Source organism: Paenibacillus sp. ISL-20 (assembly GCF_018613005.1).
Taxonomy (GTDB): Bacteria; Bacillota; Bacilli; order Paenibacillales; family Paenibacillaceae; genus Paenibacillus_AQ.
Genome location: NZ_JAGGRD010000031.1, coordinates 76104 through 102676, shown reverse-complemented (window position 1 = coordinate 102676; position 26573 = coordinate 76104). Strand labels below are relative to the sequence as shown.

Annotated in this window: 27 protein-coding genes; 16 read left to right on the top strand and 11 right to left on the bottom strand. The window is 50.6% G+C overall.

The window, feature by feature from the left end:
• Positions 1 to 54 precede the first annotated feature (54 nt).
• From J7E85_RS19150 to J7E85_RS19125, 6 genes are all read left to right on the top strand, one after another.
• On the top strand, positions 55 to 1053 hold the full coding sequence (locus tag J7E85_RS19150) for a Gfo/Idh/MocA family protein (RefSeq protein ID WP_215160482.1): 999 nt from the start codon (positions 55 to 57) through the stop codon (positions 1051 to 1053).
• Complete coding sequence (locus tag J7E85_RS19145; protein WP_215160480.1) at positions 1050 to 2045, top strand: Gfo/Idh/MocA family protein; 996 nt, start codon at positions 1050 to 1052, stop codon at positions 2043 to 2045. The genes J7E85_RS19150 and J7E85_RS19145 overlap by 4 nt, the downstream gene beginning before the upstream one ends.
• Before the next feature lie 300 nt (positions 2046 to 2345).
• Entirely contained in the window at positions 2346 to 2651 is a 306-nt protein-coding gene (locus J7E85_RS19140) for a hypothetical protein (RefSeq protein WP_215160479.1), read from the top strand.
• Between the two features lie 108 nt (positions 2652 to 2759).
• A complete protein-coding gene (locus J7E85_RS19135; RefSeq protein WP_251035842.1) occupies positions 2760 to 3578 on the top strand; it encodes a MurR/RpiR family transcriptional regulator in 819 nt (272 codons plus the stop codon).
• Positions 3579 to 3806: 228 nt separating this feature from the next.
• Positions 3807 to 5297: a PTS transporter subunit EIIC gene (locus J7E85_RS19130; protein ID WP_076325939.1), complete on the top strand. Its 1491-nt coding sequence runs from the start codon at positions 3807 to 3809 to the stop codon at positions 5295 to 5297.
• Positions 5298 to 5326: 29 nt separating this feature from the next.
• Entirely contained in the window at positions 5327 to 5971 is a 645-nt protein-coding gene (locus J7E85_RS19125) for an N-acetylmannosamine-6-phosphate 2-epimerase (RefSeq protein ID WP_215160476.1), read from the top strand.
• Positions 5972 to 6145: 174 nt separating this feature from the next.
• Here the strand turns inward: J7E85_RS19125 and J7E85_RS19120 are convergent, their stop codons facing one another.
• The 8 genes from J7E85_RS19120 to J7E85_RS19085 all read right to left on the bottom strand — a co-directional run bounded on the left by J7E85_RS19120 (position 6146) and on the right by J7E85_RS19085 (position 14909).
• Entirely contained in the window at positions 6146 to 6988 is an 843-nt protein-coding gene (locus J7E85_RS19120; RefSeq protein WP_215160474.1) for an undecaprenyl-diphosphate phosphatase, read from the bottom strand.
• An 88-nt stretch (positions 6989 to 7076) separates the two neighbouring features.
• Entirely contained in the window at positions 7077 to 7688 is a 612-nt protein-coding gene (locus tag J7E85_RS19115) for a DedA family protein (protein ID WP_215160472.1), read from the bottom strand.
• Between the two features lie 42 nt (positions 7689 to 7730).
• Positions 7731 to 9680 carry an ABC transporter permease gene (locus J7E85_RS19110; RefSeq protein ID WP_215160470.1) on the bottom strand — a complete coding sequence of 650 codons (1950 nt, stop codon included), beginning with the start codon at positions 9678 to 9680 and terminating at the stop codon, positions 7731 to 7733.
• Positions 9655 to 10425 (bottom strand): ABC transporter ATP-binding protein, encoded by a 771-nt coding sequence (locus tag J7E85_RS19105; RefSeq protein WP_215160468.1) that lies wholly within the window; start codon positions 10423 to 10425, stop codon positions 9655 to 9657. The genes J7E85_RS19110 and J7E85_RS19105 overlap by 26 nt, the downstream gene beginning before the upstream one ends.
• Before the next feature lie 181 nt (positions 10426 to 10606).
• Positions 10607 to 11614, bottom strand: a complete 1008-nt coding sequence (locus J7E85_RS19100) for a HAMP domain-containing histidine kinase (protein ID WP_215160466.1) — start codon at positions 11612 to 11614, stop codon at positions 10607 to 10609.
• On the bottom strand, positions 11611 to 12312 hold the full coding sequence (locus J7E85_RS19095) for a response regulator transcription factor (protein ID WP_215160464.1): 702 nt from the start codon (positions 12310 to 12312) through the stop codon (positions 11611 to 11613). The genes J7E85_RS19100 and J7E85_RS19095 overlap by 4 nt, the downstream gene beginning before the upstream one ends.
• Before the next feature lie 411 nt (positions 12313 to 12723).
• A complete protein-coding gene (locus tag J7E85_RS19090) occupies positions 12724 to 14226 on the bottom strand; it encodes a sensor histidine kinase (RefSeq protein ID WP_215160462.1) in 1503 nt (500 codons plus the stop codon).
• On the bottom strand, positions 14223 to 14909 hold the full coding sequence (locus J7E85_RS19085) for a response regulator transcription factor (RefSeq protein WP_215160459.1): 687 nt from the start codon (positions 14907 to 14909) through the stop codon (positions 14223 to 14225). Before J7E85_RS19085 ends, J7E85_RS19090 begins: the two co-directional genes overlap by 4 nt.
• Before the next feature lie 238 nt (positions 14910 to 15147).
• On the opposite strand from J7E85_RS19085, the gene J7E85_RS19080 reads away from it, so the two are divergent.
• The 4 genes from J7E85_RS19080 (at position 15148) to J7E85_RS19065 (ending at position 18320) form a co-directional block, all read left to right on the top strand.
• Complete coding sequence (locus tag J7E85_RS19080) at positions 15148 to 15912, top strand: pirin family protein (protein WP_215160457.1); 765 nt, start codon at positions 15148 to 15150, stop codon at positions 15910 to 15912.
• Positions 15913 to 16287: 375 nt separating this feature from the next.
• Positions 16288 to 17154: a C40 family peptidase gene (locus tag J7E85_RS19075; protein ID WP_251035841.1), complete on the top strand. Its 867-nt coding sequence runs from the start codon at positions 16288 to 16290 to the stop codon at positions 17152 to 17154.
• A gap of 189 nt (positions 17155 to 17343) precedes the next feature.
• Complete coding sequence (locus tag J7E85_RS19070; RefSeq protein ID WP_053490029.1) at positions 17344 to 17541, top strand: YwbE family protein; 198 nt, start codon at positions 17344 to 17346, stop codon at positions 17539 to 17541.
• 173 nt (positions 17542 to 17714) lie between these two features.
• A complete protein-coding gene (locus tag J7E85_RS19065; RefSeq protein WP_251035840.1) occupies positions 17715 to 18320 on the top strand; it encodes a hypothetical protein in 606 nt (201 codons plus the stop codon).
• A 107-nt stretch (positions 18321 to 18427) separates the two neighbouring features.
• On the opposite strand, the gene J7E85_RS19060 is transcribed toward J7E85_RS19065, so the two are convergent.
• On the bottom strand, positions 18428 to 18790 hold the full coding sequence (locus tag J7E85_RS19060; RefSeq protein WP_098741910.1) for an AMP-dependent synthetase and ligase: 363 nt from the start codon (positions 18788 to 18790) through the stop codon (positions 18428 to 18430).
• Between the two features lie 75 nt (positions 18791 to 18865).
• Positions 18866 to 19351: a GAF domain-containing protein gene (locus tag J7E85_RS19055; RefSeq protein ID WP_215160456.1), complete on the bottom strand. Its 486-nt coding sequence runs from the start codon at positions 19349 to 19351 to the stop codon at positions 18866 to 18868.
• Between the two features lie 186 nt (positions 19352 to 19537).
• Between J7E85_RS19055 and J7E85_RS19050 the strand changes: the two genes are divergently transcribed.
• Positions 19538 to 19843 (top strand): hypothetical protein, encoded by a 306-nt coding sequence (locus J7E85_RS19050; RefSeq protein ID WP_071221900.1) that lies wholly within the window; start codon positions 19538 to 19540, stop codon positions 19841 to 19843.
• Positions 19844 to 19948: 105 nt separating this feature from the next.
• Here J7E85_RS19050 and J7E85_RS19045 read toward each other — a convergent pair whose 3' ends face one another.
• A complete protein-coding gene (locus J7E85_RS19045) occupies positions 19949 to 20971 on the bottom strand; it encodes an alpha/beta hydrolase (protein WP_215160454.1) in 1023 nt (340 codons plus the stop codon).
• Positions 20972 to 21197: 226 nt separating this feature from the next.
• On the opposite strand from J7E85_RS19045, the gene J7E85_RS19040 reads away from it, so the two are divergent.
• From J7E85_RS19040 to J7E85_RS19020, 5 genes are all read left to right on the top strand, one after another.
• Positions 21198 to 21773 (top strand): GNAT family N-acetyltransferase, encoded by a 576-nt coding sequence (locus tag J7E85_RS19040; protein WP_215160452.1) that lies wholly within the window; start codon positions 21198 to 21200, stop codon positions 21771 to 21773.
• Between the two features lies 1 nt (position 21774).
• Positions 21775 to 22533, top strand: a complete 759-nt coding sequence (locus J7E85_RS19035) for an energy-coupling factor transporter transmembrane component T family protein (protein WP_215160450.1) — start codon at positions 21775 to 21777, stop codon at positions 22531 to 22533.
• Positions 22534 to 22655: 122 nt separating this feature from the next.
• Entirely contained in the window at positions 22656 to 23246 is a 591-nt protein-coding gene (locus J7E85_RS19030; protein WP_483311329.1) for an ECF transporter S component, read from the top strand.
• Between the two features lie 4 nt (positions 23247 to 23250).
• Entirely contained in the window at positions 23251 to 24816 is a 1566-nt protein-coding gene (locus J7E85_RS19025) for an ABC transporter ATP-binding protein (protein WP_251035839.1), read from the top strand.
• A 193-nt stretch (positions 24817 to 25009) separates the two neighbouring features.
• Positions 25010 to 26530 carry an MDR family MFS transporter gene (locus J7E85_RS19020; RefSeq protein WP_215160448.1) on the top strand — a complete coding sequence of 507 codons (1521 nt, stop codon included), beginning with the start codon at positions 25010 to 25012 and terminating at the stop codon, positions 26528 to 26530.
• Positions 26531 to 26573: the final 43 nt, after the last annotated feature.

The window sequence follows — 26573 nt, the reverse complement described above, 5'->3', positions numbered from 1 at the left end:
GATACCGCATCACTTTTTGGTCCAAGTCATTATAGGTATACTGGAGGGATAAGCATGAACATAGCGATTTTGGGCTGCGGAACGATGGGGACAGCCTATGCGCATAATTTGGCGAGAATGCCGGGAGTAACGGTGACGGGTGTGGTCGATATTAACGCCGGGCGGGCTGAGCGGGCTGCAGCTTTGACCGGGGCGAAGGCATACACGGATGTAGAGTCGCTGTTTGAACAAAAAGATTTGGAAACGGTTGCGGTGTGTCTGCCCACCTATCTCCATAAACCGTTTGTATTGAAACTAGCTGAAAAAGGGCTGCACGTCATCTGCGAAAAACCGGCTGCATTGACCCTGGAGGATGCACAGGAAATGAAGGCAGCCTGCGAGAAGCACGGAGTCCGGTTGTTTATCGGACATGTCGTCCGATTCTTCCCGAACTATCATGATGCCTATCGGCAGGCCCACTCTGGGAGCATCGGAACACCGAAGATGGCTCACTTTAAGCGGTACGGTTCGTATCCGCAGGGTATGGATGGATGGTATAACGACCCGGGCAAGAGCGGCGGTGTTATCATGGACCTCATGATTCACGATATCGATTTTGCCTGCTGGCTGTTCGGGGAAGTGGAGTCGGTATATGCTTCCATCGTTAAGCGGGATGAGCCTGAGATGGAGTATGCTCAGCTTACGCTTCATTTTAAAAATAGCGGAATCGCCAGTCTAACCGGCTATTGGGGGTATCCTGGACCGTTTACGACGCAGTTCGAGATTTCGGGAGACCAGGGAATCATAAGATTTGATAGTAATCAGGTGCAGTCTTTGGACATTAAATTGGTCAATGCGGAGGCAGGGGAGGGAGCAGCTGTACAGGTTCCTTCAAGCCCAAGTCTGTATGACCCTTATTATAACGAGGTGCAGCATTTTATCGAGTGCATCCGAAACGGCAGCGAGCCGCTCGTAAGTATTAAGGATGCTTGCTATGCCGTTGAAATCGCTCAGGCAGCGGAGCAATCGGCTCAGACTGGACAGCCCGTGATGATCGGAGGGACGGTTTCATGAAGAAAGTTAAAGTAGGCTTTATCAGCTTTGCCCATATGCATGCTGCGAGCTATCTCTTAGGCATGCTGAAGCGGGATGATGTCGAGGTGATCGGAGTCGCCGATGAAGACGCGGAGCGCGTGCGTCCTTACTCTGTGGACCGGGGTATACCGTATTATGCAGACTATAATGAATTGCTGGCACAGGAACTGGATGCTGTCGTCATCTGTTCGGAGAATGCGCGTCATGCGGAATTTACCAAGCTTGCCGCAGCCGCGGGCAAGCATGTGCTGTGCGAGAAGCCGTTAGGTTTGTCCGAGTCCGAGATGCTGGAGATGATTCAAGTGTGCAAGGATCATGGCGTGCAGCTTATGACGGCTTTTCCTTGCCGTTATATTACGTCCGTTCGTCAGGCGAAGGAAGCGATTGACGCAGGGCAGATCGGCGAAATTTTGGCCATGAAGGGAACCAACCGGGGAAGCATGCCTGGCGGCTGGTTTATCGACCGGGAGAAATCGGGCGGCGGAGCTGTATTGGATCATACCGTCCATGTGATGGACCTGATGCACTGGTTTACCGGCAGTAAGGCAGAGACAGTATACGCCCATGCGGAAACGCTCTTCAATGACACGCAGATTGACGATGCCGGCATGGTCCACGTCAAGTTCGCGAATGGCGTTGTTGCCGTACTGGACCCAAGCTGGTCCCGTAATCGCACCTTCCCGACCTGGGGGGATGTCACGCTTGAGATCATCGGCACCAAGGGTGTGCTGAATATTGATTCTTTTGCCCAGAAGAACGATGTCTACAGCGATGTAACTGGGAAAGCGGCGTGGAGCTTCTGGGGCGATGATATGGACGAAGGTCTTGTCAACAGCTTTATCGACAGCATTCGCGATGGCAAGCCGGTCGAAATAACAGGGGAAGACGGCTATTACTCTGCCCGTGTTGCCATTGCAGCGTACGAATCGGCAAGCACCAAGCGCACCGTTCAGCTGAAGTCGCAAGGGTAAATGCGGATGTTACCGTTATAGCCGAATGACAAGATGCTCTTGGCCATGCAGCGCGCGAGTGCCATTGGGTTCATGAATGGGATTCGTCGCGACAATGATGGCCGTACAGTTAACGATGCTATAGGCGAAGCTTTAGCTTCCTTCCGGCAGGGGGGCTTTCCCTCTGACACCGGATAACGGATTAGCATCGTTATGGTTACACAAGCCTCTTCGATTCTTGCATTCGGAGGGGCTTTTTATGTTGGCAAAAAAGAGTATTTTGTTAAAAACCGAAAACGTGATATTGAAGGAGACTTGAACATGCTGGTAATTACACTTTGTGGCTCGACCAAGTTTAAAGCGCAATTTCGGGAAGTCGAAGCTGCGCTTACGTTAAGCGGGCATATCGTTCTTAGTGTCGGTTTTTTTGAGCAAAGCGATGGGATCGAGATCACGGAGGAGCAAGAGAGCAGGCTCAAAGAGCTGCACTTCCGCAAAATCGATATGTCGGACGAGATCTTTGTGATCGATATGAACGGATATATCGGAGAGAGCACCCGGGCCGAAATCGACTACGCCAACCGGCACGGCAAAAAGGTGCGCTATTATTCGAAGGACCAACTGTAGTAAGCTGCTCCTCGAAGTCCCTTATTCACGAGCATTCAGGTCCATAGCAATAATATTGAATCCGTATGCTTTTTTTGTTATAATTCCCAAATGGCGGTGGTGGATTCAATGGATATCTATATGGTTATTCAGCAGTTATATCCGAGTTTCTCGAAGAAAGAACAGTTGGTAGCGAATTATATTCTTCAAGAAGGTCAATCGATTAATAACATGAATATATCTGTGCTCGCGAACCATGTTGGTGTCTCGAATGGGACAATCACGCATTTCTGCAAGAAGATTGGTTGCAATAATTTTGCTGAATTAAAGGTTCAGTTGGGCAGGCTGCGTACTGCGACGGCTCCTTCGGTGGAGGACAATATTCTCATTCAAGTATCTAAATTCTATCAGACGGTCATTGAGCGTTCGAATCAATTACTGGACATTACATATTTGCATCGGCTTGCTGAAGCGATTAAGAGCGCAGCACGGATTTTCATATACGGGATCGGAAGCTCGGGACTCTCAGCGAAGGAAATGATGCTTCGTTTGCTGCGTATGGGCTTCAATGTGCAGAGTATTACGGATTCGCATTTAATGCTGATCAACAGTTCGATAGTGAATGAGAATGATTTCGTTATTGCGATTTCCAGTTCAGGGGAAACATCTGTCATTGTCGACGCAACCAGAATTGCAAAGAGTAATGGGTGCAAAGTCATCTGTCTGACCAGCTTCTCCGAGAGTACGCTGGCGCAACAAGTGGACTCTTGTATCCTGGTCTCCAATACATTGTTTGTTGATAAAGAAAGGTTTGTAAATAGTCAATTTTCCGTCATGTATGCGATCGATATTTTATGTATGATCTTACTCGCGGATGCGGATTTTAATAGACGGATGCAAATTACAGTTAATACGATTCTTGAACATAATCGAATGGATTACCAATAAAGCATTCATCGTACCTGTGAACCTCAGAAGTTGACGTATTTATCGTCTACTGGAGGGGCACAGGTTTTTTTATTGGTGAGTTGTTCATACTAAGGGTTGTCATGGATTTAATTGCTGGGTAATAATAAAATTATTTTAATAAAATTATATTTACTAAAATAATTTCATGATGTAGAATCGACATATCGCGATGGAAGTACAATGCTTGATCTAATAGGAGGAAAATCCATGTTTAAACAGTTGCAAAAGCTTGGTAAGTCATTTATGTTACCGATTGCAATCCTACCTGCTGCGGGTTTGCTGCTTGGGATTGGCGGATCCTTATCGAATGCGAATACGATTGCGGCATATCCGATTCTGAATACGCCGTTTTTACAAGCTATTTTTCAAATTATGTCAGCAGCCGGCAACGTTGTGTTTACCAACTTAGCGCTAATCATGTGTATTGGTCTTGCCGTGGGATTAGCGAAAAAAGATAAAGGTACTGCCGCACTGGCAGCAGCCGTCTCGTTCCTAGTTATGAATGCATCGATTGGTGCAATGATCACGGTATTCAATCCAAGCGTTGAATCCATTGACACCGGGGTTGTAGGGGCTATTGTCATTGGTATCCTGGTTACTTATTTGAATAATCGATACCGGGGGATTCAATTACCTTCCTTTCTAGGATTTTTTGGGGGCTCGCGGTTTATTCCGATCGTCTCATCGTTTAGTGCTATTTTTGTAGGCGGGATCTTCTTCTTAATCTGGCCTACGTTTCAAGGCTGGCTGGTAGCGGCAGGAACTGCTATTGCCGGCATGGGATATTTCGGAACCTATTTATACGGATTCTTGCTTCGTCTTACAGGTGCTGTCGGTCTACACCATATGATTTATCCGATGTTCTGGTTCACAGAGCTGGGCGGTGTCGCCACGGTTGCAGGTCAGCAAGTGGTGGGTGCGCAGAAAATCTTTTTTGCCGAACTGGCTGATCCGAATCATGTTGGAATGTTCTCCGAAGGAACCCGTTTTTTTGCAGGGCGTTTTGCTACGATGATGTTTGGTCTTCCTGCGGCATGCCTTGCGATGTATCATTGCGTACCGAAGAACCGTCGCAAACTTGTGTTTGGTTTATTCTTTAGTGCTGCGCTGACATCGTTCCTGACAGGGATTACGGAGCCGATTGAGTTTATGTTCTTATTCGTCGCTCCTTGGTTATATGTGATTCATGCGGCTCTGGACGGTCTATCCTTTATGATCGCGGATATGTTATCCGTTCGTATCGGGAATACCTTCTCTGGCGGGGCCATCGACTTCTTGCTCTTCGGGGTTCTGCAGGGGAATGCCAGGACGAATTGGATCTATGTCATCATTATCGGGCTCTTCTGGGCGATCATCTATTACCTTGTGTTCCGCTTCTTAATTACGAAATTCAATGTGGCGACACCTGGACGTGAAAGTGATGGGGAGAGCGTATCGGTTGAATCCAAGGACAGTATTGGAGATACCGCGATGAAAGTGCTGAGTGCGCTTGGCGGCAAGGAGAACCTGGAAGACGTCGATGCATGTATTACAAGACTTCGTGTTGCCGTCAAAGATGTATCGAAGGTAGATAAGGATACAATTAAAGAACTGGGTGCTACCGCAGTATTGGAAGTAAAAGGCGGGATTCAGGCTGTATTTGGCGCCAAAGCCGACTTAATTAAACAAAAGATAAATGAGACTATTGGTGAAGAATAAAACAGGATAGGGTATGGAGGGAACATATTGTGAATCGAGGATTAATTGTATCATGTCAGGCTTTGCCAGGCGAACCGTTGCATAGTTCATTTATTATGGGGCGTATGGCCATTGCGGCTGCCGAATCCGGTGCGGTGGGGATTCGTGCTAATAGCGTTGAAGACATCGAAGAGATTAAGAAGCAAGTGGAGTTGCCCATTATTGGCATTATCAAAAAAGAATACCCGGGTATGCAATCGTTCATTACAGCGACCATGACCGAAGTGGATGCGCTTGTTGGCACGGGGGTTGAAATTATTGCTGTGCAAGCAACGATGGATCAGGATGAGGCATTCCTGCAATCGATCTTTACAAAATACCCTTCGCAGAAGTTCATGGCGGATATCTCCACCACGGAAGAGGGGTTGCGAGCAGATCGATTGGGGTTCCACTACATTGGAACGACACTTATTGGTTATACACCGCAGTCTCAGCATGTGGAGAAGTTCACCGTGCTGGAAGAACTGATTAAGCAGTGTAAGAAACCAGTCATTGCAGAAGGCAACTTCAACACACCGGAGCAGGCTGCACAAGCGATCAAAATGGGGGCTCATTGTGTGGTTGTAGGCAGCGCCATAACAAGGCCGCAAATCATCGCGAAATGGTTCTCTGATGAGGTAAACGAAGTTCTATAACAAAAGAAGCATAGAGGAAAGATTTGTTATGATATAGTCTGTTAATACCATAGCCATCCGCGCACTTTTAATAAAACGGGGCTGTCCCAAAAGTCATGAAAGATGACTTAGGGACAGCCCCTTTATACGTGCCCGAGCACCTCTAGGATTGTAAACGGTACTTGTAGAACGGTTTTACAAATAAAGCACCAACGCAATAATAGCAGCGAGCACGATCCGGTAGATCGCAAACGGCACCAGCTTGATCCGGTTAATCAGCTTCAGGAAGAAGCGGATGGAGATCAAGGCGAAGACGAAGGCGGCCACGAAGCCGGCGATGAAGAACGGAAGAGCCTCCAGCGTGAAGTATTCCCAGTTCTTCAGCAGCGATAGTAAGCTGGCTCCGAACATGATCGGCACCGCCATAATGAAGGTAAAGTCCGCCGCCGCGCGGTGACTCATACCGAGCATGACGCCTCCGGAAATGGTGGAACCGGAGCGGGAAAAGCCTGGCCAGAGCGACAGACACTGAATCAATCCGACGCTGAATGCCTGTCTGTACGTTATTTGGTCGACAGTGACCACGTTCGGCTCTTTTTTCGAGCTGACTTTATCGGCAACGATCATGAAGATGGCCCCGATCACAAGTCCGATCAGCACCGTTTCGGTAGAAAATAAATGCTCGTCAATGAAGTCTTCGAACAAGACGCCCAGAACACCGGCCGGAATCAAACCGACGATCACCTGGCTGAGCTTCAGTCTGCCTGTACCCGCGGGTACGCCGGCTTCAGGCTTTTTGCGCTTGAGTCCCAAAAGATCCAGGAAGCGGTCCTTAAACACAACGAGGACGGCGAGAATGGAGCCCAGCTGAATGACAACCTTGAAGGTGTTGGCTACGTATTTCGTCAAAAACTCCTCGGATTTCAGCCACATATCATCAACGATGATCATATGACCGGTAGAGGATACAGGAGCGAACTCGGTCAGTCCTTCGACGATACCCAGAATAATTGCTTTGAGGATGGTTAAAAAATCCATGACCCACAGTCTCTCCCTTTCAAAAAAATGTGAAATGTAATGCTATGAATGATGAATGGCATGAAATGTCGGTGTCAAAAGCGGACTTTTAAGCTGACTTTCTCCGCTTGCGGAAGAAAAAGAACAGAAACGCAATCACGGCCACAGCTATTACAGCATAAGCGATATTGGAATAGACGTCCATGAAGGCCACGATTTTTTCCCATGAATCGCCGACAGCGGCTCCCACGCATACCAGAATAATATTCCAGATCAGGGTACCGATGGTCGTGAAGAGGAGGAACATACCGAACTTCATGTTGGACATCCCCGCCGGGATGGAGATCAAGCTTCGGATCAGCGGAATCATGCGGCAGAACAGCACGGTCCAGTAACCGTATTTATCAAACCACGCATCCGCCTTGCGGATGTCTTCTTTTTTGACACGGAGGATATGCCCCCAGCGATCCACGATTTTTTCAAGCCGCTCGACATCGAGCAGGCGACCAATCCCGTACAGAATAACAGCACCGACGACAGATCCGATCGTAGCGGCAATGATAACGCCAGGCACCGTCAGTTTCGTGTAGGTGGTCATGAATCCGCCGAAGGTAAGAATGACTTCGGAGGGGATCGGAGGAAACACGTTTTCCAGGGCAATCATCAGCAGGATGCCGATATAGCCGAACTGCTCCATCATATCCGTAATCCAGTTTTCCAAAAGTTACACCTCTTTCAAAGATAAGGATGCTGATTTCATCCTTTATATAAGGGTCTGCTTCAGCTTGCGCAGATATTGACTGCGGATAAAGAAGAAATACAGGACCTGCATCATCAGGAAGCTGATCAGCACGATGCCCATTTCAGCCGCAATGGATAAATAGAAGTAGCTCTGCAGCGCGACAAAGGCAAAGATGCTGTGCACAATCGCAAGGCTGATCGGTACAAAAAACAGCAGTGCCAGCTGTCCGGTGACGATCCGCCGGAACTCCTTATCGGTCATTCCAAGCCGGGATATTGTGGCATAATGCCTGCGGTCATAATCCAGATCGGCATAGAGGCGGAAGTACAGGAAGCTTCCTGCCGCGATAAAAAACACTGTGCCCACAAGCAGTGCCGCGAAGAGCAGCATATTGTACAGGCTGTCCCGAAGGGCAAACAGCGTGCCGCTGACCGCCAACGCATAAGGCTGACCCATCTCATAACGCACGGCCCCGCGTGGAGCCAGATGGGGGACGATGCCCTCCGTCTCTGTGAAATCATCCACATAGAAGCCGGTGTACCGCTCTAGCCGGACCGGATTCGTGATGGCGGCGAAGGCTTCGTCACTGACCACAAGCCCACCGAAGCGGGAATCGTCGTCCATTTCCGGCAGCAAGTATTCCGGCACGCCGACATGATCGGAATAACCGATTTCATGCAGGAGGATTCCGGAATCATAGAGTCGGTATGAAGCGTGCTCCCGCTCGCGGATATAAGCCCTGTCATTTTGCGAAGCAATCAGGACAAGTGCATCCTCACCGCTCAGCGGCTGTTCATCAAAGGGCAGTCCCGACATCAGAACCGCCGCCTTATAGTCGGAGAAGGAGATCAGTGCCAACGGATTTAGTAACTGCCCGACCTGTGCGGAAGCCGGCTCAACTTCCGTATATTTCACGCGAAACGATAGCGTTTCAAACGGTATTTTTTTCGACTCAAGCTCCTGTCTGATTTCATGTAAATGCTGTTTCTCGGAGGTGTCTCCCGTTTTGGCAAGATAGCCGATGGCGGCAGGGAAATCCTCGTTGAATTGCTTCGTGAGCACCGGGATGGAGGCAAATACGCCTACCGAGCAAAAGGAAACAGCCAGCACGATTGTCACCATCGAGAACATCTGTGCATGATCCCTAAGCCGGTAATGCAGGCTGGATAGCGAGATCAGCTTGGTCCTTCTCCAGGCTAACCGGCGGCTCTGCTTCAACCTCCGCACGAGAGCAACTCCTAACTGCGTATACAACAGATAGGTGCCAATCATCGTCATGAAGGTAACCGGAAATATGCGCAGCGCGAGGGTCGACGCGCTTGTCGTGGCCGCCAAGCTGTAGCTGACCACCAGAAGCACGGCTGCCAATATGGATAACCAGGGCGATGTCCTGGGCGCGGTTTTCGGGCGCTGTCCGGACTGAAACAGGTCGATCAACGCTTTAGGACGCAGCAGCCTAGAGGTGCACAGCGAGATAATGATAAACAGCAGCACATAACTTGCAACCGTCAGTCCAAGCGCACGCAGGGGTATTCGAAACGGCAGGGGCGGGATTCCAAGAAAGGCCGAGCCTGCCATCAAAAATAGCTTGCCTGTAATGATGCCGAATAGGATGCCTGTAGCAATGGCGCTTACGCCGATGATCATATTTTCGAGAAACACCATCTTGTTAAACTGGCGATCCGTCATGCCATGCATGAACAGAATGCCGAACTCGCGCTTGCGCGTCTTCAGAAAGGCACCAACGGAATACAGCACGAAGAAAAACGAGAATACATACATGATCAGCTCGGCGCCGAGCATCGCCTGGATAACAACCGGATAGAACATCTCGTCCGCTATCGAAGGATGGAACAGGAACAGCGCGCACACAAAGAAAATCATGACGGAGAATGCGCTGCTTAAGAAATAGGCCGCATAGGTCCGCTTATTCCTCAGGACATTCCTAAAAGCGAATTGTCGAAAGGTCATGACTGCCTCCTCCCAGTAAAGCCAGCATGTCGATGATTTTCTGGAAAAAGGCTTGGCGGTTGTCACCGCAATACATTTCATTATATAGTTGACCGTCCTTGATGAACAAGACGCGGTCACAGTAGCTGGCTGCCACCGGATCATGAGTGACCATGAGAATCGTTGCGGCAGCCTCTTTGCTCGAAGCCGAAAGCGTCTGCATCACCTCTTTGGAGGCTTTGGAGTCCAGGTTTCCGGTGGGCTCGTCAGCGAGAATCAGGGAGGGCTCCTGAATGAGCGCCCTGGCGATGGCGGTGCGCTGCATCTGCCCGCCGGAAATCTCATAGGTGTGTTTGTGCAGAATGGATCCGATGCCGAGCCGGTCTGCGATCCGGTTCAGCCGGCTGCCCATTTCGTCCAGCGCCATGCCCTCCAGCGTCAGCGGAAGAACGATGTTTTCCTCAACGGTCAGCGTATCCAGCAGGTTGAAGTGCTGGAAGACGAAGCCCAGCTCCCTGCGCCGGAACAGAGCGGTATCGCTCCTGTTGAGCAGATGGGGATTGCGTCCGCCTATGATCACTTCCCCGGCCGTGGGCTGATCGATGGTGGCAATCAGATTGAGGAGCGTCGTTTTTCCGCTGCCGGAAGGTCCCATAATGCCAACGAATTCGCCTTTGGCGACGTTGAAGTGAATATGGTTCAGCGCTTGGAACGCCACTTTGCCCTCATAGATTTTGGATAGATGCTTGACGCTCAGGATGGGCATATCTTCACTCCTTTATAACGATGATATCATTGTAAAAGATTCGTTCGCGTTCATGCTATATTCGTAACTTACAGTTACCTTACAACCTTGTAAGGTTTCTTTTGCTGCCGTAGATCAGGGGACTGCCGCTGCCATCGTTTCCGAATGGGCAAAAAGTAGCTGCCCTGCCTGCCGTTGAACTTTATTGTGCAGTGTGGCCTGAAGAATCTGCAAAAATGATGCGGACCGCCGTTCCTTCATCGACCTTGGATTCGATCTCCAAGGCATGTCCAAGCTTATCGCATATTTGTTTGACAAGAAACAGCCCCATGCCTGTAGATTCTTGGAACCTGCGCCCGTTCTCTCCGGTAAAATAGGGGTCGAACACTCGCGGCAGGTCGCTTTGGGGAATGCCGATGCCTTCATCCCGGATTTCAAGCACAACTTGATTCTCCCGGGTGTAGCCGTTAAAAAAGAGGGTGCCTTGTTCCTTCAGCGTATACCGAACCGCATTGGTCAGCAGCTGTGTCAGCGCAAAAGAGAGCCATTTCTCGTCCGTGGCCACCGTTAGTCCGGAATCGATCCGGATGGACGGGTAAATTCTCCGCCGGATAAACAGACGCTTTTGCTCGGAAGTGACATGACGGACGATTCGCTGAAGCGGCAGCTTCTCCACGTGAAAGTCATGCTCGAACGTATCAAGCCTGGCGGTGTACAGCACCAGATCAAGCCCTTTTTTGAGTCGATCCAGCTCGTCGCCGATCGCGGCAAAACGGGGATCATCGTCATCCTGAAGGATCAGGTGAATGACCGAAATCGGCGTTTTCATCTGGTGGGCCCATTGGTTGATGAACTGAAGATGGCCTTCAATCTTATGCTTATAGTTATGCAGATCCGTGGTGTAATGGCGGAACTGGGTTTTCAGCAGTAGATGAAGCGCTTCGGCGAGCGGAGTATGGGAGGATTCTGCTGAGGATTCGCCGGTGAGGGATTCTCCCGTGAGCGGCTGTTCTAATCGTTTATAGAATGAACGGTTGGCAATAAATCGGAAGGCCAGATAGCCGAGAAGCAGCAGCAAGCTGATGATGCCTGCGTACAGACTAACCATCAAATTGCGATAGCCATCCAGTCTGTAAATGAGTGTTATTACGAGAAGCTGGGCTATGTAGACAATCATTAAGGGACGCTGTTCTTGCAGAAATAACCTCATGCTTCATCCCCCCAGTTCGGTACCAGTCGATAGCCGCGACCGCGCACGGTTTGAAGGCCATCCTCGATCCCGAGGGCAGCAAGTTTCTTGCGGACGCGGGTGATGTATACGTTCAGCGTATTATCGTCCACGAAGGCCTGATCATCCCATATTTTCTCCAGAAGCCGGTCCCTGCTGATGATCTGCTCGGGCTTCTTCATCAACTCGTCCAATATTTTGGCTTCAGTATGGCTGAGCTCCGTCTGGTTCTGCCCAAGCGACAGGGAGAGACGTTCAACGTCGAGCGTGAGTCCAGCAGCGCTGAGCACGCGCTCATTCTGAGCGACAGCATAAGAGCCGTAGGCACGCCGGAGCTGGCTCTTGATTTTGGCCATGGCAATCTCGTAGTCAAAGGGTTTGGTTATGTAATCATCGGCACCGTTCTCCAGCGCCATCACCTGATCCATTTTCCCGTCGCGGGCGGAGATGAAGATGATCGGGCAGGTGGAGAGACTTCGGAACTGGCGACACCAGTAATAGCCGTCGTATTTTGGCAGATTGATATCCAGAAGCACAAGGTGGGGGTCATACGATTCAAATTGATCGCGTACCGTCTCGAAATCATGAACGGACTGCGTCATGTAACCGAATTTATGAAGATACTCTTTCAGCAGGTTGACCAGCCCGGTATCGTCTTCGACAATAAAGATTTTGAACATATCGATCATAGTCCCTTCATTTTACATTCTTCTAGTACCGACTGTATTGTACCAAATTGTCAGGATATAAGAAAAAAATACGTTAGCAAAGACAGTGGGACATTAGGGAGAGCGTTGGGAAGTTATGCCTTGCGCACATCGTGATTTCTCCTAAAAAATGACTTGACGCTTGTGCCATCTGCTGACGATATACTTGATAATTCCAATCGAATAACTATGATAAATTCAATCGACCAGTCTACTGGAGATCATGAGCATCCTTCATATGATCTCTTTTTTTGTTGTTATGATCTCATATTATTTAGCAACCAAGGAGGGGGAATCATCGATTGCGTGCAAATGACGAACTCAAACTGACGGCCGATGTTCTCGTCGTTGGCGGTGGTCCCGCCAGAGCTTGTGAAGGGGGTTTCAGGCTAAGGACTGAATGATACCCGGCCACTCGGCACGAAAAACCGTTCCTTGGTTGACCGTGCTGTCCACACTCATCTGACCGCCATGTGCGGCAATGATGGATTGGGTAATGGATAATCCAAGGCCCGCACCCCCATGCTGTCTGGTCCGGGATTCATCGATGCGGTAGAACCGCTCGAACAGATAGGGCAGATGATCCTCCGGAATCCCGGCTCCATTATCGCCAACCAGCAGTACGGCTTGGTCTTTGGTTTTATTAACCGTTACGGTAATCCGCCCTGTGGCAGAGTCAGTATGCTGTACCGCATTATGAAACAGGTTGTAGATGACCTGTTTGATCTTATCGGGGTCACACCGGCACAGTACCGGTATCGCTTGAATCGTTACACTCCTGCCATAGGCAATCATCCTCAGATGGGGCTCCATCTCAAGCAGCAGCTGATCCAGCCGGGTTTCCTGCAGATGGAGCTCCGGCTTGCGGTCAAGCTTGGCTAACAGAAGCAAATCCTCGACCAATTTCTTCATGCGCCTGGATTCCCCGTGCATGCTGGATAGTGCAGCATGCAGCTGCTCCGGGTTGTCGGCAGCGCCGCGGCTAAGCACCTCCAGAAAGCCGTGAATGGAAGTGAGCGGCGTTCGCAGCTCATGGGAAGCATCGGCAATAAACCTCCGCATCTGCTCTTTGGCTTCGCGTTCCGTTTCAAACGCATCTTCGAGTCTTTCCAGCATGCCGTTAAACGATTCGGCCAAGCGGTCAATCTCTCGCTGACCCTGCACGGCAGGAAAACGCTCCGCCAAGTTTCCAGCGTCTGTGCGCTCTACCGTTTCGACCATTCGGTTCAGCGGGTGGAGCGTCCGGCGCAGCAAAGGCAGGTACAGTGCAACCCCCGCAGCCATGGCAAGTACCGCCAGTACGGCAAAAATCAGCAGTTGCCGCAGCAGAACGGCATGCAGCGGCTGCGTATCCAATCCAAGCTGCAGCACACCTGAGGGGCTGCTCGGATTGCCGTAAGGGCGAAAGACAATGATCTGCTCGGTGCCCTCGGCATTGTCGATTACTTCATACGGAATAGGCTGACGCTCCTGAAATTTCTCCAGAATCGCTGAATAAGCCTCTGTTGTCAGCTGTGGTGCGGACAGACCATTGTCTGCGGCCAGGTCGATGTAGCTTCCGTCGGTTTCGATCTTGGCAAGCGACATATTTGGCAAAAAAAACATAGGTCTGTCCCCCTTACGCGGATTTTCCGGAAGGGCTGCGTTATTTCGCCCTGCAGGCCGGTTATGAGGCTCCCGATCAGGCTCCCATAACTCCACGGGGATCGAGCGAGCCTGAAGGGAAAGCGCCTCGGCTTGATTACGGAACAGGGCATTTTTCATTAACACATATTGCAATGCGCCGATCAGCACGAGCAGAACCGCCAAGACGATGAGGGATCGTGACAGGAGCTGCGTACGTAGAGACATAGGCCCGGATGAACGCGTACGGTTTCGCAAACTCATGGCAAATCCACCCGGTAGCCGGTTCCGCGAAGCGTGCGAATGACCCGGTGTTCTTTATCGCCGAGCTTCTCGCGCAGGGATCGGATATAAACCTCAACGATGTTATCCTCTCCGCCAAAGTCATAATCCCACACAATATTCAAAATATTCGGTTTACTCAAAACGCTGCCGTGTTTGGTCACAAGCAGTTTAAGCAGTTTATACTCCGTGGGCGACAGCTCAAGGGCCTCCCCCTGGTATGCAATTTCCTTCTTCCGGTCATCGATGGTGAATGGGCCAAGCCGAATTTCACCCAACAGGCTCGGGAACTGATTGCGCAGCCTTGCTTGAATTCGGGCAAGCAGCTCTTCGAAACTGAAAGGCTTGGCCATGTAATCATCCGCTCCGATCATGAGGCCCTTCACACGGTCATCAATCTCGTCCTTGGCGGTAAGCATAATGATCGCGATATCCCGGCCCTCCTCCTTCAACCGTCTGCATACCGAAAGTCCGTCCATCCCCGGCATCATCACATCCAGTACGATGATATGCGGCTCGAAGCGGCTTGCTTCCATTATCGCACGTTCCCCACCCGGGGCCGTTCGCACCTCAAACCCTTCATTTTGGAGACCAAGCTCCAGAAACTGCAGGATATGCGGCTCGTCATCCACTAGCAAAACGCGAATACGATGCATTGATTCCATAGCACAAAACTCCCCTTATCTCATTCCTTCAACTTTATCATACGTGCTCTAGCTGAATGAAGACTGAACGTGAACTGAAAATAAACTGAAAAGTGATTCGCAAATATGCATTCGCAATAAGGGAATTTAAGGATGTTGATATATATTCTGTTATCGTTGATACTATCTTAAAGCCGAGATAATCAATGCAGCACCTGTTCAAGGTCCATCATGGATGGGTGAAAGGAGGAGACTGGACATGATAGGAAATGTATATCCACCCGAGAATCAGAGCACGGGCTCTCTCGATGGAGGAAGGATAACGGAGCAGAAGCCGATCGGTTTCTCCGGAGAAGGGTCTGCCGTGACCCGGGTGGGGCCACTATTCTATTGGTCCTGGTTCCGTTCGCCCGTCGAAGGTTATATCGCACCTCATCCCCATCAAGGTTTTGAAATCGTGACTTATATGATTCAGGGAAAGGGCGTTCATAAGGATTCTCATGGCACGCACAGTGAGTTGGGGCCTGGAGGCCTGCAATTGATGAGGGCCGGTTCCGGGCTAACACACGAGGAACGTCTGACTGGACCGGATGCAGAAGGATTTCAGATTTGGTTCGAGCCGTATCTTCGTGATTCATTGAAACAGAACCCTGCCTGTCGTCAGTATCGACCGGACTCCTTCCCGGTAACCCGCATACAGGGTGGACTGGTCAAAACGATGATTGGCGGTTCTGCACCAACCGATTTATCCGTAGATGTGAGGATGCTGGATATTCAGATTCTGGCTGGTAACGAAGCTCAGTATGAACTGAAGTCCGGCAGGAGAGCGGCTGTGCTTGCCGTAAGAGGAGCTGGCAGCTTTTGTACCGAAGAGGAAAGTCTTCTATTTCGTCAGCGGGACTTTATGGTAATGGATACAAAGCTGGGCGAGACGCTAAGCCTTAAGGCGCAAGACAATGTCAGGGTTATCCTCATTGACGTACCGGAAAACCCTGGGTATCCGCTCTATTCCAAGAGGCCATAAGGTCAAAAGTTTACAAAAATGTAGTGGAATGAAATTTAGGATGTACGATAAACTAAAGTCTGTCAGATGGGGACACCCGTCTGGACAGGCTTTTTAAGCTGTTAGGAAGGCTCGAAATATATTCTCTCATGCAACAATAGTAAGAAAAAATACGTATATACGTATATATGGTAAGTAGAAAGACCCAACAGAGAATTCCGGCGTTTGTTATACCGGGCTGGTTGGGTTATTTTGGCATGTGTTATTTCTATAATAATCTATTTATACTAAATTTAAGCATAAAAAGAGACTATAGTCCCCCTCTTTACCAATAGTTGGCATGCGTTTTTGTGAGGATGGTAGCATGCGTCCCGAGACATGGCCTGTCTATAATGATTGCGGGATCACGAAAATGACAATTTCGTCATTCCACAATCTAACGAGATGGGGGAGATCATTATTTTCTCGAAAAAAAGCTTTAAACAATTGATGGCCGGGGCGCTTCTATCAGCAGCTGTTCTTGGTTCTTACGGATATGGGTCTGTGAATGAAGTGGCAGCTGCCAGCGTGCAATCAGTAACCAATGGTGTAGCAGCCTCGAATGTGTATATGCGCAATCAGCCTTCGACTTCGGGTAAAGTATTGGACCGTGTGTATAAAGGTGACCGCGTTCAAATTCTGGGCAGCAGCTCAGGCTGGTATAAGATCAAAACTTCGAGCGGCAAGCAAGGTTATGCTTCGTCTAAATATATTAACCAAAGTAATGGCTCTTCTAACAATTCCGGCAGTAATTCCGGCAATTCAGGAAGTACCGGGCCCTCTGCCAATGCCAGCGTTGAAAAAGTAATCAGTGCAGGTATGAAGTATCTGGGCACGCCTTATGAATTCGGTTCTAACCGCAATTCAACGAAAACCTTTGACTGCTCGGCCTTTGTCCGCCGCGCTTTTATGGACGGCGCTAACATTACGCTGCCAAGCGATTCCCGTGCGCAAGGGCAATACGTCAAGGACAAAGGCACAGCTGTTTATAACGTGAATCAATTAAAACGCGGGGATCTCGTATTCTTTATGAGTTACAGAGGTTCATCGGCATCCGCTTATGCCGGATTGGACAAGTCCAAACAGCGGATCACCCATGTAGCTATTTATTTGGGAGACAATAAGCTGCTGCATACGTACTCAAAACAATCCGGTGGTGTCCTTGTAGGTACCTTCGGTGATTCCTGGAAAAATCGCTTCATGCATGGCGGAAGCGTCCTGTAGAGCATCATAATTTTTCATTGGGTATGTACCCGTACTTAGAATGAGATAGAAGGACTGTCCGATTCGAAGATCTGAATGATCTTTTAACGGGCAGTCCTTTGTTGTTTGGAATTTGCTTTTCAACCTTGATTTCAGTAAGGTGGACAATAGAGAATGGACAGCATCAAGAAATGGACAGGAGGGACGGCGATGAACGGTGGGCAGCGTTCCAATATCAAACCGGGACTTGAGGTTGATATCGTATTGAAGCAGGATCAGCGAACGGGCAAATTAACCCGCGGCGTGGTCAAGGATATTCTGACCAATTCCCCGAACCATCCGCATGGCATTAAAGTACGCCTTCAAGATGGACAGGTGGGAAGGGTAAAGAACATTTACGAGTCTTGAAATTCGATGCAGTCCTGTGGTTATCACAACTCAGGGCTGCCATTAATAGAACAATTTGATGATAAGCCGATCCAAAACTTCGCAAATCTGAGGGGTTTTGGATGCGGCTTTTTTGCATTTATATGCAACATTGCTCACAGTCCATTCGTCTGGAAGTTGAGGTGAAAATGAAGATGAAAAGATACCTTTATATGGGGTTTGTTTTGATATTGATGATGCTAACAGGTTGTGTGAAGCAGGAGATGCTAGGGGCGGCTCCGTCTGATCCTCCATTGAATATAGCTGCCAGGGGACATCATGCGGAAGTTCCTGACGGCGACTTCGTGTATCGCCTCGTTAGCGAGAAGGAGCAGTACGAGCATGGAGATCAGGTTCGAGTATACGCGGAACTGGAGTATGTCGGCGAGTTGGATGAGGTTACGATCGGCCATGCGGCTTCCGCCTTTTATTTCCCGATGAAAGAGCTCACAAGGGACTACAACATCAGTTATGCCATGAATGAGCCCTATATTACAACCACGCTGAAAAAGGGCGAGCCCCTTCGCGAATATTATAAAATCGGCGGTGGTTACGACAGCAGTGACGACAAGAGGTTCAAAGATTTCATCCGTTCCCTGAAGGACGGCTTTCCGGATGGGAACTACGTCGTCTATGGATCTGCGGATTTCGTGATGGATTCACAATCGCACGGCGCGGACCAGGGCGATTCGAACGGGGAAGAGCCAAAGAGGTATAAGATACAAGCTGAGATCGAATTCAGAGTAAGTGAAGAGAAATAGTAGATAACAAAAGAGAAGAAGTAGATAACAAAAGAGAAGAAGTAGATAACGATAGAAGGGGTATCTCGCAGGTCTTATCGACCTATGAGATACCCCTTTTGACATTCTTATTGGAAGCCTTGGCCTTGATGTGTGTTAGGAAAACCCTGTTGGCCAAACGAAGGCTGAATGTGCTGTGTTTGGTTGTGAGCTTGCACGGAATTCTCGACTTGTCTAACGATTTGGGAGATTTGCTGATACTGCTGCATCGCCTGTTGATGGCCTTGAAGGGCAGACTGGATCATCTGTGCCGCTTGGCGCTCACGCTGAGCGAGCTCCTCCAGGCGGGCAGCATTTTGCTGCTCTTGCTGCATCAGCTGCTGGTACATAGCCGAACCCTGCTGCGTTTGCTGGGTCAACTGCTGAAGAATTTGCTCGCACTGACGAATTTGCTGCGAAATCTGAGAGTTGTTGTTATTCATTTGATACATAGCTTGTATTCCTCCTAAGAATTGTGGTTTCAAATCCTTGGTTAGTGTACGGAAGAATACATAAAAACATCCTGATTATAAAGTGAGCTGACCTTCCAATATATGGACAAACTCCTCCAGATAAGCTTGATCCTCCTGGTCGAAACGGTTCTTCAGCGGACTATCGATATCGAGAACGCCATACAATGCGCCATCCACCATCATCGGAATGACAATCTCGCTGTTCGAAGCTGCATCACAGGCAATGTGCCCGGGGAATTCATGTACATCAGCAACAAGCAGTGTCGTCTGTTGAGCCGCAGCCGTGCCGCAAACGCCACGATTCATCGGAATCCGGATGCAAGCGGGCAGTCCTTGGAACGGTCCGAGCACCAGTTCTTTACCATCATAGAGATAAAAGCCGACCCAATTTGTATCGGACAGAAACTGCTTGAGCAGCGCCGAGGCATTGGACAAATTGGCAATGGCATTGGGCTCATCGTGTATAAGTGCTTTTAACTGGTTCAGGACCTGGGCGTATTGCTCGCTCTTGGTGCCTTCATAAGGTGTGTTTTGAAACATGTGGATACCGCCCTTCCTTTATTCGCGTTGGTTCAATCACCTTAGTATAAGTATATGATATTCGTCAAGGGACAAGCCACAGGAAGAAAAGCCCCTAGTGAATCCGGCTGATTCCTCTCCCAGACGCAAGGGTAATGTATGACATGACTAGGTATCAATTTAATCAGGTGGAGGGAGAGAACCTTAATGCGGGCAGACGTACAGAATTTGTTTATCGGTATTCATATGCTCTATCACGCCCATGAGCGGGACCTTACGATCAGCGAGATGCAGCCCGAGCTGGAGCGCCATGGATATAAGGTTGGCGATAGGGAGGTTAAGCATGAGCTCGAACGATTGACCGAGGAGAACTTCCTGACGGCGCACGGTGAAGGATACAGCCTCACGGGAGCCGGAATCGAGGAGTTCAAGGAAATCCAGAGCAGGCTTAAGGAGCTTTGTGATGAAGTGCTTAAACCGGTGAATCCGAAGAAGGCAGACTCCATGGCGTAAGTAGATAACGGCATAACATTAGAAGAAGCCCCCGACCCACGCTGGTTCTTATGCGTGCAGGCGGGGGCTTTTTTGAAGAGATAAGAAAGGGTTAGAGCCAGCGGACTATATCGTTTCAAGAGAGCCGTCCAACTCCAGTTGGAAAGGATGGGGTACAGGGGCAGCTTCCGCTTCCGGCTGTGATACGCGTTCAGCTTCCGCCTGCGGTGCTCTCACGGGTTGATCTATATGTTCACGAAGGAAAGAGTGCACGCTTTCCCGATATAACTTGGGATCAACATGATAAGCGGTCGCATGGATAGCGCCTTCGATAAGAAGAAGTTTTTTCGGGTCCGGTTTAGCCTCGAACATGTCGATACTCATTCGGGTAGGCACGTAATTATCCTTGGTGCCATGGATAAACATAACCGGCAGTGTGCTGTTCCGAACAGCACGGATCGGACTGACTTGATCGAGGCTGAACCCGGCTTTGCGCTGAATTCTGGCGTTGACCCAAGTCAGGAACGGCACCGAAGGGATTTTGTTAATGCGCGTAAGCTGATGCCGCATTAAATCCGTCAAATCGGAATACGGGCAATCGGCGATGACAAGTTTAACCTGCGGCTCGGCAATGGACAAATATTCAAGTACGGTTCCGCCTCCCAGTGATTGACCATGCAGCCCGATGGCCACATCCTGGCCATACTGCCGAATAAGCCAGCGTACCCACGCTTGCACATCGTGTTTCTCATAATAGCCGTAGGTAGTATAACGTCCTTCGCTTCGTCCATGCCGGCGTTGATCGATGAGGAGTACATTGTAGCCCTCTTCTGTGAACAAATCGATGAATTGAGTGGATACGGCTCGTGATCCGGTATAGCCGTGAGCGAGAAGCATCCAATGCTTGGAGCCGGGATTGTTCTCAATGGCTGCGCCGCACAGCTTCAATCCGTCAAAACTCGTGATAACCACTTCGTTCTTCTGAAGCGACTCATATTGCTTTCTGCTGTATAGTCCGGCTTTTTCCAGAACATTGAACAGCTTGAGATCGTTCTTTACTCTCATCCTTGTAATTTGCAGATATCCGATTTGTGTAATGGCAGCGGCAAGGACAACGACGGTGAACAGCAAGACAATCGCGATATACATACTCAGATGATTTTCCTCCTTCTTCCGTACTGTACAAGGGGGGGCCGTAACATGCATATTGACGGAAGCCTCCCGAATCCATCAATATAGATACATCTAGATTCTAAGATGCAGATGGATGACCAGGACACGGATTAAATATTCGCTATACTCTTTTATACACGCACATAGTATCACCGGAAACAGCCCATACAAGTCAGTTTTTTTGCAAGGAGGTGCGAAAGCCATGTATGTCTGCGAGGGAATCATTCCGGAAATAAAAGGCGGTCGGATACGGTTGCGAAGGATGGAAGCGGATGATGCGGAAGCGATGTTCCGCTGCTGGTCCGATCCGAAGACGAGCGCTTTTCTGGATTTGCCTGCTATGCATTCGGCTGAGGATGCAAAGGCATTGATTCATTGGCTGCATCTGCTTGCTGAGCAGGACGAAGCCATCCGCTGGGGCATCGAAGTCATCGACACCGGCCAATTGATCGGCAGCTGCGGGTTTAATATTTGGCAGCTGGAGGGCGCATTCAAGGGCGAGTTCGGCTGTGAGCTCACAAGCGCTTATTGGGGGAGGGGCTTCATGTCGGAGGCGGCCGAAATGGTTGCGGCATTTGGGTACACATCTATGGGACTAAACCGGATCGAAGTTTTTGTTGATCCGAGAAACGAACGGGCATGTCGATGGTTTACGGGGATCGGCTATACGCGCGAAGGACTATTGCGGGATTATCGCCATACGCCAAGCGGTTATGTGGATGCCGTCGTTTTTTCGCGATTAAGAAAAGATTGGCCGATAGAGAGGCAGGAGTTGTAATATGCTGATTCAATATGAGAAGGGGAACGCGCTTCTTCATCGATATGATCCATTAAGCAAGCTGGTGATATTATTTTGTACCGCTGTGATAGCCATGCTGCTTGATCAGGCCTGGCAGCAGGCAGTATTCCTCCTGCTATGCATCGGACAAGCCCGATTTGCAGGCCAGGTATCAGGCAAACGGCTGCTGGGGGGGATCCGGCTGATTGCGATGGTTGCGGTGCCCTATTTCATTCTGACCAGCCTGACGGTCACAGGAGAGACGGTATGGCTGCAGTGGGGACCAATCTCCCTGACGGTGGAGGCGTTAAACGCTGCGGGTGCCATGACACTCCGGATGTTCACCTTGTTTCTAACCTCGATGGCTTATATCTTGACGACAGACCCGAGAGAACTGGTAGCTGAATTAACCCGACGTCTTCGAATCCCTTACCGGTTTGCGTTTGGCATATCTGCTGCGCTAACCTTCATCCCGCTGTTGGAGGAAGAGGGAACTCATATTCTGGCTGCCCAGCAAGTAAGGGGCCATCGACCTCCCAGGGGCCTCGGTAACCGAGTCCGCTACGGCTTGAAGTTTGTATCGGCTGTACTGCTCAATGCACTGCGGCGTGTGCAGCAAACGGCGGGTGCCATGGAGTCCAAAGGCTTTGGCGCGTATCCGGACCGAACGTACCGCACGGAGGTTAACATTCCATCTTGGGCGGTCATATCGGCTGTCATGTATGTACTGGCAACCGTTTTCGTGTGGTGGATTGTCTAAATTGTTAACCAATAATAATAAAAATTAGGTTGACGTTAAGGGTGGAAGCATGCAAAATATGAAATGAAGCATTCGAAAGCGCTAGTACAGCCGCCCATGGCTGGAAATAAGGAGGACTACATTTGAATTCATCATCATCCCCAAAAAAATGGTTTGCTTTTACAACGCAGGAAATTATTCTGATGGCGATGCTCGCTGCCGTCAATGCTGTTCTAACTGTATACATAGGGCCGGTTAACAAGCTGCTGAACAGTCTTGGCGGACCCATCGCAACCTCGACGACGACGGGCATCTACATGGTATATGGGCTCTTGGCCTATTACATCATTCGTAAACCGGGAACGGCGGTTGTGACGTTTGCGATCGGCGGCACGATACAGGCTCTGACGGGCACGGTATACGGCATCGCTTCGTGTTTTGTGGCCGCAGGCTGCTATATGATCGTGGCCGAGACGATTTTTGCCATCTACCGCCACAAAAAGTGGAGTGCCGGCGTGCTCATGCTGGTTGGCGGCGCGATGGTACCGTTATGGTTCCTGTTCGCGGCCAATATGTTCGGATATACGTCCTGGCCGCTTGAAGTGCTTGGCATCGCCCTGGTTGTGCGCATTCTGAGCGGCGTGCTCCTCTGCGGTCTGTTAACCAAAGTGTTAGGAGAGGCGTTAGTGAAGACAGGCCTGCTTCGACGGTTTGCCGTCGCCATGAAGGGATAGCCCCATGTCGGGAACAACGGTAACATGCCGGGAACTCGGGTTTATCTATGATGGAGAAGAGCGCCCGGTTATACAGGATCTCCATCTGGAGATCGAGCAGAACGGGTGGGTCGCTATCCTTGGGGCAAGCGGCACCGGGAAGTCGACGCTTTGCCAGCTGCTGTGCGGCCTTCTTCCGCGGAGCGGCGGAGGCACAAGAACAGGGGGAGTGCTGCTGGATGGCATTGATCCCGCAGCGGCGCCGATTGCCGACGTGGCTGAGGCGGTAGGGGTATTGTTTCAGGATCCGGATGCGCAGCTCGTTCAAGGCATCGTAGAGGACGAGGCGGCCTTCGGTCCTGAAAATATGCGGGTTTCACCCGCGGAGATCGAGGAGCGGGTGGTGCACTCCCTTACGGCGGTCGAGTTGCTGGAGCGCCGGATGGATCCGGTGCGCAGCCTGTCCGGTGGACAGCGGCAGCGGACGGCCATTGCCGCGGTGCTGGCGCTGCGCCCGCGGCTCTTCGTCTTCGACGACGCCTGCGCCAGCCTGGATGCCGCGGCGCAGGCGAACTTCCTGCAGCTGTGCCATAAGCTGCAGGCGGAGGGCCGGACGCTGATCACCGCGTCCGGCCGCTTTGACGATGTCGCGCGCGCCGCGCAGCGCGTCATCGTCCTGGATGGCGGGACCGTCGTGCTTGACGGTCCGCCGGAGGAGCTGCTGCACCGCTGCGGGAAGCAGCTGATGCAGCTGGGCTTGCTGCCTCGGCCCGCAGGCGAGGCAGCGGGTACCGCCGCCGGAGACAAGCCTGTCCCGGCGGCAACTCCCCCGCATCCGGCTGAGCGCCATGCGGGCAAGCCGACCGCTGCAGGTTCCATGCCTGCGGCGGTACCCCATGCAGAAGGCGGGAGGGAGTCTGCCGCCTCCCCATTGCTTGAGGTCGATTCGCTAACATTTGCCTATCCCGGGGGCCGGGAGGCGCTGTGTGATATCCATGCGAACATTTACCCAGGCGACTGGGTGCTGTTAACGGGGGAGAACGGCTCCGGCAAAACAACCCTCAGCCGTCTGATCATGGGGCTGCTGCCCACTCCGGCAGGCAGTATACGCTGGCAAGGGGAAGATACGAAGGGAATGGCCGTCTACCGCAGAGCCGAGATGATCGGTTATGTGTTCCAGCAGCCGGAATATATGTTTACCGCCCCGAATGTATGGGAGGAGCTGATCTACAGTCTTCATGGAGGGCTGCCCATGAAGAAGCGTCCGGAGCTGTCTGCCGTCCAGCAGGAACGAGCGAGGTTCCTGTTAGAGAAGGCAGGACTTGCGGATCGTCTTCAAATATCACCCTACCTGCTCAGTCAGGGTGAGAAGCGCCTTCTGAGCATCATCAGCCAATTGATGCTGGGGAGGTCGCTGTACATCCTGGACGAGCCAACCTCGGGAATGGACTATGCCGCCATCGATAAGGTGACCGAGCTGTGCCATTTTGTCATTGGGGAAGGCTCCGCCATATTGATGATCACTCACGATCCCGAACTCATGAAGGAACATGCTACATCGTTCATTCATCTGAAGAGCGGGAAAATGTGACTGTGCAACCTTCAAGGTAACCTTTATAATAGAAATATTACATAGATATGAAAGCGCTCCTGGTATAGGGAGGCGCTTTTTATGCTGTTGGCCCCGGTTGAACCCTATCTCTATAAAGGATACATACCAGAAACCTGTTGCAGCAGAACTGGGATTATACCGGGGCTGTCTAGAGTAAAGGGGACGAAGGAACGTGGGTGTATTAAAACAAGACAAACGAGGCTATATCCTGGTCGGTATTCTGTTATCCACCTTTATGGCTGCGATCGAGGGAACGGTTGTCGGTCCGGCAGGTCCGGCGATTATCAGCAGCTTCGGCAGCGTGAGTCTGATGAGCTGGATCTTTACGGCCTATCTGCTGACGATGGCTGTGACGACGCCGATCTTCGGTAAAATAAGCGATTTATATGGACGCAAGCCCGTATTTTTATACGGCTCGCTGATCTTTCTCGTAGGCTCATTACTGTGCGGCCTGTCGCAGAACATGACGCAGCTGATCATATTCAGGGCGATCCAAGGGATCGGGGCGGGCGCCGTCATTCCGGTGACCTTCACGATTGTTGGAGATATTTACAATCTGGAGGAGCGCGGTAAAATTCAGGGGATGATCAGCTCCGTATGGGGAATCTCCTCTCTGATCGGCCCGCTGCTTGGCGGTTATTTTGTCGATTACCTGTCCTGGCACTGGATCTTTGTCTTTAATGTACCGTTTGCCCTGTTATCGATATGGCTGATTTTCCGTTATTTCAAAGAGGAACGCACCACCCGCGAGGTGTCGATCGATTACGGGGGAGCGGCTCTGTTTACCGTGGGGATGACGGCGCTGCTATTTGCGCTCGCGGTAGGCGGCGGAGAGACGTATTCCTGGACTTCTCCATTCATGCTCAGTCTGATCATCGGTTCCGTGGTGCTGCTGCTTGCGTTCCTGGTAGTGGAGAGCAAGGTGAAGGAGCCGATGCTGCCGCTGCATCTGTTCAAGATCAGGGATATTACGGTATCGACGGTGGCCAACATTCTGATCAGTGCGCTTATCATCGGGTTGACTACGTATTTGCCGCTGTGGATTCAAGGCGTTCGAGGCGGCAACGCGACCTTGTCGGGACTGACATTGGCCCCGATGTCGATCGGATGGCTCATCGGTTCGATTATCAGCGGCCGTTTGATCGTTAAATCCGGCTCCCGGAAAACGGCGATTATCGGCGTCGTATTCCTAATGATCGGAGCGGTGGGATTGGCTTATATGCATAAGGATACGGCGCTGGGCGTGCTGCTGGTCTTTACTTTCATTTATGGCGTCGGCTTCGGATACATCTCGACTTTGTTCCAGATTATTGCACAATCCTCGGTGGGTTATCAGGTTCGGGGAGCGTCCACGGCGCTGAACTCCTTCATTCGGACGTTCGGTCAGACCGTGGGCGTAGCGGTGTTCGGATTATGGGTCAACGCGGGAATTGCGGGCAGACTTGCGGCGGAGCCGGATGCCGCAGGCATTACCAGTGACGACATTAACAAATTGCTCTCTCCGCATGGAATGGCTGAACTGCCTGAAGGGTCAGGCGGTCTGCTGAGCGGAATACTGGAGGGCAGTCTGAATTCGCTGTTTGTGGTGATGGCCGTAATGGCCGTGATCTGTTTGTTTATCGTGGCCGCCTTCCGCAATGCTCCTCCTGAACCGGAGGCGGAAACGGAAGAGGCGCAGACTTCAATGAAATGATAGATAGACTCTTATTAATAAGAAGAACCCTGATTCCGAGAAG